Source organism: Snodgrassella gandavensis (assembly GCF_914768025.1).
Lineage (GTDB): Bacteria > Pseudomonadota > Gammaproteobacteria > Burkholderiales > Neisseriaceae > Snodgrassella > Snodgrassella gandavensis.
Window position 1 is genome coordinate 15,603 of sequence record NZ_CAJZCE010000007.1, and the last position, 12,935, is coordinate 28,537.

Sequence of the window (12,935 nt, forward strand, 5' to 3'; positions counted from 1 at the left end):
ATGGATCAATCATCGTCAGCCATGGCTTTGCAATATCGGGAAGCCATGTCCAAAGTGGCGGCAGCAGTACATGTCGTCACCACAGAAGGCCATGCTGGCCGTTATGGCATCACTCTCACTGCTGTCACCTCGGTAACGGACACTCCACCCACACTATTATTATGTATTAACCGCAATGCCCGCATTCAGCCGATTCTGCGTGCCAATAGACAACTGTGTGTTAATGTTCTGGCCGCTTCTCAGCAGGACGTAGCCGAACATTTTGCAGGTCTGACATCCATTTCGGCAAGCGAGCGCTTTTTGCAGAACGAATGGCAAAATCACCAGCATACTACCCAGCCACAGCTAATAGGCGCACTGGCACATTTACACGGCCACATTATCAACAGCCATGATATGGGCAGTCACAGCATATTTTATGTAGCTATTGAGCATATCAACGTTAATTCGCAGGAAACTCAAGGATTACTGTATTTTCAGCGGCAATTTGCCCAAACTGCTGCACCAAAATGTGAAGCAGGCTATATCTGAATCATTTCCCTAGCAGACTGGCTGTTACCACCTGTCGGCACTATTAAACAAAACGGACTGTCCATACTGGTACAGTCCGTTGTTACTGGCAGAAATATTTATTTTACAATCTGTACCAGCTCACCCGCTGCATAGCGGTTAGCCATTTTTTCCAGAGAAACCGGTTTAATCTTGTCTGCATGACCAGCCGCACCAAATGCCACATAGCGGTCGATACACACCTGTTTCATCGCTTTAACAGTTTCAGTAAAATATTTGCGCGGATCGAATTCTGCCGGGTGTGTAGCCAGAAAACGGCGGATGGCTCCCGTACTGGCCAAACGTAAATCGGTATCAATATTTACTTTGCGCACACCGTACTTAATCCCTTCCACAATCTCTTCCACCGGCACACCGTAAGTTTCCGGAATATTGCCACCATATTCATTGATAACCTGCAACCACTCCTGCGGTACTGAGCTGGAACCATGCATCACCAGATGGGTATTGGGCAGACGTTCGTGAATTTCACGGATGCGGTCGATACGCAATACATCACCAGTAGGCTTGCGGGTAAATTTATAGGCACCATGGCTCGTACCAATGGCAATTGCCAGCGCATCCACGCCAGTGTCCTGCACAAAGCGTGCCGCTTCATCCACACTGGTGAGCATCTGCTCATGGCTGAGTTTACCGGCTGCGCCAACACCATCTTCTTCACCGGCTTCACCGGTTTCCAGATTGCCCAGACAACCGATTTCACCCTCAACCGATACCCCGCAAGCATGTGCTATGTATACAGTTTTACGGGTAACATCCACATTGTATTCATAAGTAGAAGGTGTTTTGGCATCACTCAGCAGCGAACCGTCCATCATCACTGAAGAAAAACCCAGCTGGATAGAGCGTTGGCAAACTTCTGGTGAAGCACCGTGATCCTGATGCATTACCACCGGAATATGCGGAAATTCTTCAATAGCAGCCAGAATCAGATGACGCAGAAACGGTGCACCAGCATATTTACGCGCACCAGCACTAGCCTGCACAATCACCGGAGCGTTAACTTCATCGGCCGCTTCCATAATCGCACGCATCTGTTCAAGATTATTGACATTAAACGCCGGCAGACCATAACTATTTTCTGCAGCATGATCAAGCAATTGGCGCATAGAAACTAAAGCCATGAGATTCTCCGTGGGTACTTGGTAAGAATGGGTAAAAATTTGGCGCAATTATACCATCAAGCATCATGTTTGTAGGCATGTGCATGCACTATTCAGCAAATCCGTGCCTGAATAAACAGTCGCGGGAATTACTGAAAAAAAACGATTTGTTCGCGCTGTATAGTTAATGGCAGCCAGTCACCTGCATTCACGGCCTGATGCAGTGGCAGCCACCAGCGCAATACCCCGTATTGCGGATGCAGCAACTGCACATCATACGATCTGGCCGTTAAACACACCTCAGCTACCTGTACCTGCACCCCGTTTTGCGGGTCATATTGCAACGCATTTTGCGGAATATAGCAGGCCTCACTGACATTATCACAGCCCAGCAGACGCGCAGCCCAAGCATCTGCCGGCCGTGCCAGTAACTCAGATTTCTTGCCCTGCTGCACCCAGCGGCCATGCCTGAGCAGGCAAATGCAATCGGCCAGCGCAAACGCTTCCTGCGGACTATGAGTAACCAGCACCGCCGGACATTTCTGCTGGCGTAGCAAACGCAAGGTTAATTGCTGCAAACTAGTACGCAAAGTCGTATCCAGAGCGGAAAAAGGTTCATCCAGCAGCAATGCCTGCGGTTGCAAAATCAATGCCCGCGCCAGCGCCACCCGTTGCCGTTCTCCGCCGGATAACACCCCTACCGGCTGAGTAGCGGCCTCTGCCAGCTCCACTTCTGTTAAAAGCTGCTGTGCCTGCTGCCGAGCGCGTGACTTACTTACCCCATGCATACGCAGGCCAAAAGCCACATTCTGCCAAACATTAAGATGCGGCAATAAAGCATAATCCTGAAACATCAGCCCGATACGGCGCTGCTCCGGCGGTAAAAAAGTAATATCTGTATCATTAAGCAATATTTTGCCGCTATCCGGCTTCACCAGACCGGCAGCTATATTCAGCAAAGTCGATTTACCACTGCCGCTTTCACCCAGTACCGCCACCAGCTCACCATCGGCCACTTGCAAACTTAAATCCGCTGCCACCACCTTATCAGCAAACTTTTTATTAATCTGTTGCCAGCTCAGCATATGCGTTGCTCCTTTCTGCCCTTACTCCACTCCAGCAAAGCAAAAATCAGCATTGCCAGCAACATCAGCACTAAAGTCAGCACCATAGCACGGTCATAATTATCACGGCCGGCTGTGCTCAGATAATGATAAATCAGTGTAGTTAACGTCTGCCATTCAGGCCGCGACAAAAACAGCGTAGCCGCAAACTCCCCCACACAAGTAGCCGCAGCCAGCGCCAGCCCGCGCTGCATGGCCGGCCGCAACAGCGGTAAAATCACATGTAGCAACACCTGTATGCGACTGGCTCCCAATGTTCGTGCTGCCTGTGTATAACTGCGCGGCAGACTGTCCCACGCAGCCAGTATATCCTTGGTAATAAACGGATAGGCGAGCAACGCATAAGTACATACCAGCATACTTAATGATGCCGTCCAGCCCGGGTAGCACAACAACAGTCCAAACGACACACACACCGGCGACACCATAAACGGTAAAAATGTCAGACTGCGCACCCACGCCAGCCGCTGCGCCAGCGCCGCATGAATAAAACCCAGCAGCAGGGCTAACACCATCGCCATTACAGTAAAGCGCAAAGTATTCAGCAGCGCCTGCCATGTAGTGCTTTCCAGCAATACCAGCCACGAGCTGCCTGCCAGCACAGCACGCCAGCCAACTGCCAGCAGTGGCAGCACACAGCAGCCCAGCAACAGCAACAATGCCAGCAATAGCGCCAGTTTCTGCCGGGCAGTCGGTTTTTGCGCAGGCAGCATCTGCACCATAGCCGTTTGTGCCGTATATTTACTCAGACAGGCATACATAATGCCCGCCAGAAAAGTCGTTGCCAGCGTCCACAGCACCAGCACACCGGCCTGTGCCATATCCAGTTCATAGGCAATCAACTGATAAATCTGCACTTCCAGCGTAATGTAACGCTCCCCACCCAGCAATAAAGCCAGACCAAAACCAGAGAAACAGTATAAAAACACCATGCACATACCACCGGCCAGCCACGGCAGCATCTGCGGTAACTCAACACGAACAAAACGCTGCCACACCCCTGCACCCAGAGTCTGCGCTGCATACAAACGCGTCGCCGGTACCTGACACAAGCCCTGATAGGCCGCACGCACCATTACCGGCAGATTAAAAAACACATTACCATATAACAATAACCACGGCGTTTCTTCCCAGCCACGCCACAACAGCCCCTGTGCCCCGAACAGCGCCAGAATACCCACACCAGCCACCAGCGTCGGCATCACAAACGGCAGCATCAGCAAACGCAGCACCCAGCTTCGGCCGGCAAACTGCAAACGGGTAACCACCCATGCCACCGGCACACCCAGCACCAAAGTCAGCCCACTGCTGATAGCGGCCTGTAAAGTTGTCCAGCCCAATAAACGGCGCAAATATTCATCATGCCAAACCATACGGAAACTGTCCGCATTCGTTTGTTGCAGCATCGTCCACAACGGTAACAGCACCACAGCCAGTAAAAACGGCAGCGGCAACAGTGACAACAGCCCCAGCAATACTTTTTGCGCCATACCGCCAGCATTTACTACAATGCCGTTTACCTTCATATGCACCTGATCATTACCTTTAAATTCACCGTTTGCACAATCAAACAGGGCACCACCATGCCCTGTTGTTATTCCCTGATTCAGCGATAGCAAACAGCCCTATTCCAGAGCAGTGCCATCATCTGCCTAGTGCTGCACCACCTTCACCCACTGTTTCACCCAGCCCTGCTGTTTTGCGGCCATATCAGCCATACTTGGTTGGGCAACAGAAGTAGGAATACTCATATGAGCATATACAGGTGGCAGCTTCACCCCTTTCACAGCCGGATAAACCCACATTGACGTAGGGATAGCACTTTGCACCTGATTGCTTTGCAGATATTGCACCAGCTTCGCCGCCAGTGCCGGCTGGCTGGCATTATTCAGCACCGCAGCGCCTTCAATCTGGCGGAATACCGCACCCTTAAAGCGCAAATCTCCAGTTGGTGGCGTCTGGTATTTGCCTTTACCATAATACACCTCGGCTACCGGACTGGAAGCATAGCTCACCACCATCGGCCTGCTGCCGCCGTTGAGCGTGAAATCAGTGTAATAAGCCTCACTCCAGCCCTTGGCCACTTTCACCCCGTTCTGGCGCATTTTTGCCCACCACTGCCACGTTCCCTGTTCACCGAGGCCACCAATATTGGCCAGTAGAAACCCCAGCCCCACCGTTGAAGTGGCCGGGCTAGGCACTACCAGCAAATCCTTATAAGCCGGGCTGGCCAGCTCCTCCAGCGAGCGCGGTAAAGGTTTCTTGTGTTTCTGGAACCAGGCCTTATCATAATTAATAGCAATATAGCCATAATCCACTGCCAGCACCTGCGGCAAGTCCACGTTTACCGCGCGGCTGGCCGGCTGGCTGGCAGCAAACAGCTTAAACTGCTGTGCCTTGCTGATATTACTGTTATCCAGACCATACACCGCATCGGCAATCGGTTTGGCACGCGTTAAAATCAGCTTATTGAGCATCTCATTGCCACTGCCAACCTTAATCAGAGTTAACTTAACCTGATTATCCTGCTCAAACTGCGCCAGAACATTTTTCGGCAAAGCAAAAGAATCATGCACCGCCAAACGTACTTCAGGCTGCGCCTGTGCCCATACGGCCATCAGCATGCATAATGTCCCGATTAACCACTTACCTGCCTTCATCCCAGCCTCCTGCACTTAAATTATCCATATCCTGTGTACAATCATACCTGTTTTACGCCTACATAGTACAAACCTGACGCCAACTTACAAATCATGACAACCCATTACTGGCTATTCGACCTTGACAACACACTGCATCAGGCAGATGCAGGCATCTTCAGCATTATCAATCAGCACATGACTGCCTATCTGGCTACTAACCTGCACATAGATAGCACAGCGGCCTCACAACTGCGCCAGCAATACTGGCAGGACTACGGCGCTACACTGGCAGGGCTCAGATTGCACCATCCCGAAATAGACCTGCACGACTTTCTGCTTGCCTGTCATCCACTGCCACAGATTCTGCCCCTATTGCAGCCCATGCCACAGCTACAGAACACCTTGGCACACCTGCCCGGACACAAAATAGTTTTTTCCAACGGCCCCAGCCATTACGTACAGGCACTGATAAGCGCCATGCAAATCCAGCCACACTTCCATGCCTTGCTGGGCACAGACAACATTGAACTGCACTACAAACCCCACCCTCAAGCCTACCATAACCTGTGCCGGCAACTGCATATCCAGCCACAGCAATGTATTATGGTAGACGACAGTCTGGCCAACCTGAAAACCGCACATACACTGGGTATGCGTACCGTATGGTATGGAAAGCACAGCCATCCCACTCCTGAAACCGATGCCACAGCCCCAGACATGTCCAGCCTGCTGCGCATCGCCTCAGACCTACTGTGAAATGCTATACGCCAGCACACAAATTCTCTACAATAACAGACTATAAATCACCAACCACAAAGGACAACGCCATGCGTGCGGGAATCTGTTTATTATGCGGTTTACTGGCTCTCAGTGGCTGTACATGGGAAACCTATCAAGACGCTACCGGCCAAACCAGACTGCGCCAGAAATACGAGCCGGGTACACGAGTGGTATATCAGGATGGTACCTACTCGCACAACATGCGTTACAACAACATGCGTCCCGAACCTCATGTCATGAAACCCAGCGTAGGTGATGCCAACGAAAAACTGCCGGCACATACCCACTGGTCAAACACAGACAGCAGTGCCGAATAATCCACATACACCCATACACAGGGCTGCCAGAATCAGACATGAATTCCGGCAGCCCGTTTATACATCTGATACATACTGATTTATGCCTACTACATCCCTTAATATCGTTATCCTCGCTGCCGGCAAAGGCACCCGCATGTACTCCTGCCAGCCCAAAGTGCTGCATGAAATCGGTGGCATCAGCATGCTGGAGCGCGTTATCCACACTGCCCAGAGCCTCCACCCCGACAACATCAGCGTCGTCATCGGCCATGGCAAAGAACTGGTGCGGCAACGCATTCAGGCAGATGTGCACTGGGTTGAGCAAAACCAGCAGCTAGGCACTGGCCATGCGGTAAAAATGGCACTGCCTCATCTGGGCAGCAGCGGGCGTACCCTGATTCTGTATGGCGACGTACCCCTGATTGACCAGCAAACCTTACAAGACTTACTCAGCACCGCCGGTGAAGATATAGGCCTGCTGACCGATGTGCTCGACAACCCCACCGGCTATGGCCGCATCATTCGTGAACAGGGTAACGTCGTAGCCATTGTCGAAGAAAAAGATGCCAGCACCGCCGAAAAAGCCATCCACGAAACCAACACCGGCATCTTCGTACTGCCCAACCACAAACTGGCACAATGGCTTAATGCCCTGCAAAACCATAACGCCCAGCAGGAATACTACCTCACCGATGTGATTGCACTGGCACAGCAGGACAACATCCCCGTACATCCGCTACAGGTGCGCGCTTCATGGCTGGCAGCAGGTGTAAACAACAAACTGCAACTGGCACAACTGGAACGCATCCTGCAACAGCAGCAGGCCACCGCCCTGCTTCAGGCCGGCGTTACCCTGCGCGACCCGACACGTTTTGATTTACGTGGCCAGCTCACCCACGGGCAGGACATAGTTATCGATGTCAACGTCGTGCTCGAAGGCAAGATAGAACTGGGCGACAACGTTACCATCGGTGCCAACTGCGTGCTTAAAAACGCCATCATCGGCGCCGGTACCACCATTCACCCCAACTCCCATCTGGATAACTGCACCATTGGCAGCAACGCCCAGATTGGCCCATTTGCTCGTCTGCGCCCAAAGGCACAGATTGGCGATGCCGTGCACATCGGCAACTTTGTCGAAATTAAAAACAGCAACATCGGCTATGGCAGCAAAGCCAACCACCTTACCTATCTGGGCGATGCCACCATTGGCGAACACAGCAACATCGGTGCCGGCACCATCACCTGCAACTACGATGGCGTCAACAAATACCGCACCATCATCGGCAATCAGGTACGCATCGGTTCCGGTAACATGCTGGTTGCGCCCATCACCATCGGTGACCGTGCCACCACTGGCGCCGGCAGCACCCTGAGCAGAAACTGTCCGGCCGACAAACTGACACTGGCACGCAGCCGCCAGACCACCCTACCAGAATGGCAACGCCCAGAAAAACCGGTCAAAGAATAAACCAGCCCTTACCCGCGCCATCAACCCGTTATGCCGCAGCCGCATAACGGGTTGAAAACCGTCTGCCGCACCCACTTTTATCCAGCATTCACCGTCAACAGGCACACACAGCCACTCAATCAGCCTGCCCGAAACTTACATAATCAGCACAAAATTAAACATAACCATATTATAACCTACAGAATAATCACGCCCATTACCAAAACCTTGACATAAATTCCTCACAGCGCAGCTTCCCTTAGCCATCCATGCATGCAAATTAACAAGCAAAAGTAATATCATGCATAATAAAAATGATTCCCACTAAAAACAACAACACAATACCTATTTCCTAAGGTTTAGCGCAGTGTCAACACTTACCCTCGATCAACTACCGTTTGGGCAACCGGCAGTCATCACCCGCTTATTGCCTGAATCCCTACCATTTCGTCGCCGCCTGTTAGCCATGGGCATCACCCCCGGCAGCCACGTTACCGTTATCCGCACCGCCCCCATGGGCGACCCATTGGAAATCAAAACCCGTGGTTTCTACCTATGTCTGCGGCGTAGCGAAGCAAAAGCCATTAGCGTAGTTGAGGTAACACAATGAAAATTGCATTAATTGGTAATCCCAACAGCGGCAAAAGCACCCTCTTTAACACCCTTACCGGCTCCCGCCAGCAAGTAGGTAACTGGCCGGGCGTCACCGTCGAGCGCAAAACCGGCAGCATCCAGATAAACCAGCAACCAATTGAAATCGTCGACCTGCCCGGCACCTATGTCATCGAAAACCTCGACCTAGCCGCCTCACAGGACGAAATGATAGCGCGCGAATTCGTCCTCAACGAACCCGACACCCTGATTATCAACATCATCGACGCCACCAACCTGCAACGCAGCCTCTACCTCACCTTTCAGCTTCTCGACCTGAAACGGCCTATGCTAGTGGTACTCAACATGATGGACGCCCTGCACAACATAGGCGAAAACATCAACATCAGCACCCTTACCCAACAGCTCGGCTGTCCGGTTATCGCCATTTCTGCCGCCAAAAAAACCGGCCTACCCAAACTGCAACAGGCCATAACCACTGCCATTACCCATCCCATACCGGCCAACCCGCAATTCGACACCCTTGGCAGCAAACACAGCAGCATCATTCGCAACCATCTGGCACAACTGCCCGCAGACAGCGCCGTTCACCAGCTCAATCAGTGGGCACTGATCGAACTGCTACTCAAACAAAATCCCATTCCCCTCAGCGAAGCAGAAAACCACACCTTGCAACAGTGCCGCGATGCCCTGTCCGACTGGTGCAACCACGAAATCGACATCGCACTGGCCAGCGCCCGCTACGACGCCATCGACCAGCTAAGCCGTAGCGTTATCGAAAAACCACGCGAAGCCAACCTATCACTGTCAGACAAAATCGACCGCATCACCCTTGGTCGCTACAGCGGCATCCCATTTTTCCTGCTTGTCATGTACCTCATGTTCATGGTAGCAGTGAAATTTGGCTCCGTATTCATCGACTTTTTTGACATCCTTTTCGGTACCATATTTGTCGATGGCTTTTCCGCCCTGCTTACCAAAATCAGTGCACCAGAGTGGCTGATTGCCATCCTCGCCAATGGCATCGGTAGCGGCATACAGACCGTCGCCACCTTTATTCCCGTTATCGCCGCCATGTTTCTGTGCCTGTCATTTCTCGAAGATTCCGGCTATCTGGCGCGTGCCGCCATGGTAGTCGACAGAGGCATGCGCGCCATCGGCTTACCGGGCAAAGCTTTCGTCCCCATGCTGGTAGGCTTCGGCTGTGGTGTACCTGCCATCATGGGCACACGCACCCTCGACAGCACCCGCGACCGCCTCATGTCAATCAGCATGATTCCCTTCATGTCCTGTGGTGCCAGACTACCGGTATATACCCTATTTGCCGTCATCTTCTTCCCCCACAACGCCTCTACCGTCGTATTTATCCTTTATCTGCTCGGCATTGGCATGGCCATCCTCACCGGCCTCATCCTCAAACACACCCTGCTGCCGGGTGCCATAACCCCATTCATCATGGAAATGCCCGCCTACCGCCTGCCTACCCTGCGCGGCATGCTCTACCTCACATGGTCACGCCTCAAAGGCTTTATCTTCCGCGCCGGACAGGCCATCGTCCTCATGGTAACCATCCTCAGCCTGCTCAACTCCCTCGGCAGTGATGGCTCTTTCGGCCATAACGACAGCAGCCAGTCTGTCCTGTCTGTAGCCAGCCAGAAAATCACCCCAGCATTTGCCCCCATGGGCATCAGCGAACACAACTGGCCGGCTACCGTAGGCATATTTACCGGCATCTTTGCCAAAGAAGCCGTCATTGCCACCCTCAACTCCCTGTACTCCATGAAAGCAGAAGAAGATGGCGGCGAAGAACACTTCAACCTGCAAGCCGGCGTCATCAAAGCCCTGCAAACCATTCCCGCCAACATCAAAGAACTGGCCAGCTCCTTCCTCGACCCCATTGGCTTCAGCGCACTAAACCAGAGCGCCGACAGCGTACAGCAGGATATGGACATCAGCGCCAGAACCATTACCAAACTAGAAGCCTCCTTTGGCAGCAGTACCGCAGCCATGGCCTACCTCATATTCATCCTGCTGTACACCCCATGCGCCGCCGCCCTTGGCACCATCTACCGCGAAGCAGGCGCGCGCTGGATGCTGTTTGTCGCCGGCTGGACATTTCTCACCGGCTGGAGCTGCGCCACCATCTATTATCAGTATCACCAGCTCAGCCACAGCAGCAGCGCCCCCTACTGGATTGGCGGCGTAGCCAGCCTCTTCAGCATCATCGTCTGCGCCATGAAACTCATCGGCAGCCGGTGGCAGACCAGCCAGCTAACCAAAAAAACCAGCCCGCGCAGCACAAACAACGGCTGCCACTAAATAGCAAACTATTTTTACCAACTATCAGACAGATTGACACTCAACAGCAGGCCGATGACTATAGCCAGTGGCTAACTAAAAAGTTGAGGCTGCACTGAAAAGCAAAACATGGCATACACATAATGAAGTAATTACCATTGCTTCGCGTTGCCGAACCGAGTTACTAACTGAACTGAAAAATGCAAGTTAGGTGGACAGATAAGGCATTAGCTGACTTAGACATCATTATGCGCTAATCTTCCAGAACAACCCAACAGCGGCATTTGATATTGAAGATTTGATTTTGAACGGTGTTCAAAATTAATCACTATTTCCATACTTAGGCCGTACTGGACTGGTCTTTTAGTACTCGCGAATTGGTTATCCACCCAAATTACATGGTAATCAATTGAATTGATGAACCATTAATACAAATCATTTCTGTAGTTCATACAAGGCGACAATATCCAAATATTTAACCTGTACTAAGAAATATAAAAGAGCCCCACTTGGGGCTCTTTTTACAGCTTTAATCTCACAAAGACTTTGCAGCTTGTTCCCGCTCATATCGTGCCATATCATCATCAAATTATTATTTTTCCTGATTAATTCTTTCAACAACAGCGAAATAATCAGTTCCTTGCAAGTAAGATGGTGCTAATTCGGGACACAAGTTATATACAAGCATATTTATATTGATCATATTGCCTAAAGCTGTACCACATGCGTGAACAGTTAGATCAAGGTAAAAATCATATTAATGCCGAAGAACAAGGGTAAATTGATCAAGAGTCTTACCTAATTCACTAGCTCTCTGATTAATCCCAACTAATTGATCATCAAAAAAACTAGGTTTGTCCATATTTATTACCAATGATAATTAGCCGCCCCGCCAAGTAAGTCAAAAATACCACCACTATCAGCACCCAAGCAATACATATAAGCCGCATAACACCGATGGTAATCTATGTTTGGCTGAACAGAGTTTTTAATACTCATGCTGGTTTTAGTTGTCCTGAAATAACGGTAGAGAACAGGTTGAGCGTGCGGCAGGTTACTAACCAAGAGAGAACTAAAAAGTTGAGATTGTGCAGAGCCATGATAGAGATTATGACGAACCGAGCATGTGACAAAATTGAAACAAAATAAATTTTAACGTATTGACTTATAATTTAATTTAATTTATTATAAATTTACTTATTTACCAGCAAATGGGAGGAATTTTGATGTTAAAGCGTTTAATTTCTTTATCAATACTGGCAGTTTTAAGTATATCCGCAGTAACGGCTACCGCTGCTGATCAAAAGCATTCTAGTGTAACTAGTATATTGAGTAGTAAGAAAGAAAGCCAAAATAGAGAATCACTTATGCGGCTGACACCAGGAGAATTAAGACATTGTATGAATGAATATAACAGGTGTCAGAGTGGCCTTATACCTAATATAGCCTATCATCAATGCTATGCAGCATTTAGGTATTGCCAAGGCCAAAATGGAATTTTTGACTTACCAGGAGGTGCCGCGAATCATCATTGGTAATGGATTATGAATAAACAAGAAACACAGTTAATCGAGATTGAAAAAAAAGCTGATGAGCTTATGCAGGCAATAAATGCTTTTGCATTTGCTCTTCGCCATGAACATCATTTTTTCCCAGATATAACTGTTAGACTATGTGCTGAGGCCATACACGATATTTCTAATATATCTGCTCTTGTTTATAGCTTAAATCCTGAATTGAGACCATCATATCTACAAACAACTGATTTCTCTAATGCACTTGAGGAGGTTAAAGAACAATTAACTTGGTGCTTTCCTCCTTGTACAAAAAAGCATGTAGAACAAGAATGATGATGAGCTAGTAGAGCTAAGAAAAAGCCCAGTTTGGATTTTTTCGTTGTTTAGCTGTACTAGCTCAAACTTAATCTGACAGAAACCACCTACTCATCGGCATTACCTCGCAATAGCTTAGCGCCCTCCCTGCAGCGGTCACGCCCCAGCAAATAATTAACGGATCCAGCTCCGCCACCTTTCCCTCGATTAAAAAACTGAACAATC

At 50.1% G+C, this 12,935-nt stretch carries 12 protein-coding genes; 8 read left to right on the forward strand and 4 right to left on the reverse strand.

Annotated features, from left to right (window positions below; genetic code table 11):
* Positions 1-531, forward strand: coding sequence for a 4-hydroxyphenylacetate 3-monooxygenase, reductase component (gene hpaC, locus MJ764_RS06495; protein WP_239325713.1), 531 nt, complete (start codon positions 1-3; stop codon positions 529-531).
* Positions 532-629: 98 nt separating this feature from the next.
* Here hpaC and fba read toward each other — a convergent pair whose 3' ends face one another.
* The 4 genes from fba to MJ764_RS06515 form a co-directional block, all read right to left on the reverse strand.
* Entirely contained in the window at positions 630-1,694 is a 1,065-nt protein-coding gene (gene fba, locus MJ764_RS06500; RefSeq protein WP_239325715.1) for a class II fructose-bisphosphate aldolase, read from the reverse strand.
* A gap of 128 nt (positions 1,695-1,822) precedes the next feature.
* The gene (locus MJ764_RS06505; RefSeq protein WP_239325717.1) at positions 1,823-2,758 is read right to left on the reverse strand and encodes an ABC transporter ATP-binding protein; all 936 of its coding nucleotides are present in this window, start codon (positions 2,756-2,758) and stop codon (positions 1,823-1,825) included.
* Positions 2,752-4,287 carry an ABC transporter permease gene (locus tag MJ764_RS06510; protein ID WP_239325826.1) on the reverse strand — a complete coding sequence of 512 codons (1,536 nt, stop codon included), beginning with the start codon at positions 4,285-4,287 and terminating at the stop codon, positions 2,752-2,754. Before MJ764_RS06510 ends, MJ764_RS06505 begins: the two co-directional genes overlap by 7 nt.
* A gap of 162 nt (positions 4,288-4,449) precedes the next feature.
* Positions 4,450-5,457, reverse strand: a complete 1,008-nt coding sequence (locus tag MJ764_RS06515; RefSeq protein WP_239325719.1) for a thiamine ABC transporter substrate-binding protein — start codon at positions 5,455-5,457, stop codon at positions 4,450-4,452.
* 93 nt (positions 5,458-5,550) lie between these two features.
* Between MJ764_RS06515 and MJ764_RS06520 the strand changes: the two genes are divergently transcribed.
* The 7 genes from MJ764_RS06520 (at position 5,551) to MJ764_RS06550 (ending at position 12,728) form a co-directional block, all read left to right on the forward strand.
* Complete coding sequence (locus tag MJ764_RS06520) at positions 5,551-6,195, forward strand: pyrimidine 5'-nucleotidase (protein WP_239325721.1); 645 nt, start codon at positions 5,551-5,553, stop codon at positions 6,193-6,195.
* 71 nt (positions 6,196-6,266) lie between these two features.
* Positions 6,267-6,536 carry a spore cortex protein gene (locus MJ764_RS06525; protein WP_239325723.1) on the forward strand — a complete coding sequence of 90 codons (270 nt, stop codon included), beginning with the start codon at positions 6,267-6,269 and terminating at the stop codon, positions 6,534-6,536.
* An 82-nt stretch (positions 6,537-6,618) separates the two neighbouring features.
* Positions 6,619-7,989 (forward strand): bifunctional UDP-N-acetylglucosamine diphosphorylase/glucosamine-1-phosphate N-acetyltransferase GlmU, encoded by a 1,371-nt coding sequence (gene glmU, locus MJ764_RS06530; protein ID WP_239325725.1) that lies wholly within the window; start codon positions 6,619-6,621, stop codon positions 7,987-7,989.
* A 346-nt stretch (positions 7,990-8,335) separates the two neighbouring features.
* Entirely contained in the window at positions 8,336-8,578 is a 243-nt protein-coding gene (locus MJ764_RS06535) for a FeoA family protein (protein WP_239325726.1), read from the forward strand.
* Positions 8,575-10,899, forward strand: a complete 2,325-nt coding sequence (gene feoB / locus MJ764_RS06540; RefSeq protein WP_239325728.1) for a Fe(2+) transporter permease subunit FeoB — start codon at positions 8,575-8,577, stop codon at positions 10,897-10,899. Before MJ764_RS06535 ends, feoB begins: the two co-directional genes overlap by 4 nt.
* Positions 10,900-12,104: 1,205 nt before the next feature.
* Positions 12,105-12,416 (forward strand): hypothetical protein, encoded by a 312-nt coding sequence (locus MJ764_RS06545; protein WP_239325730.1) that lies wholly within the window; start codon positions 12,105-12,107, stop codon positions 12,414-12,416.
* 6 nt (positions 12,417-12,422) lie between these two features.
* Positions 12,423-12,728, forward strand: a complete 306-nt coding sequence (locus MJ764_RS06550; protein ID WP_239325732.1) for a hypothetical protein — start codon at positions 12,423-12,425, stop codon at positions 12,726-12,728.
* Positions 12,729-12,935: the final 207 nt, after the last annotated feature.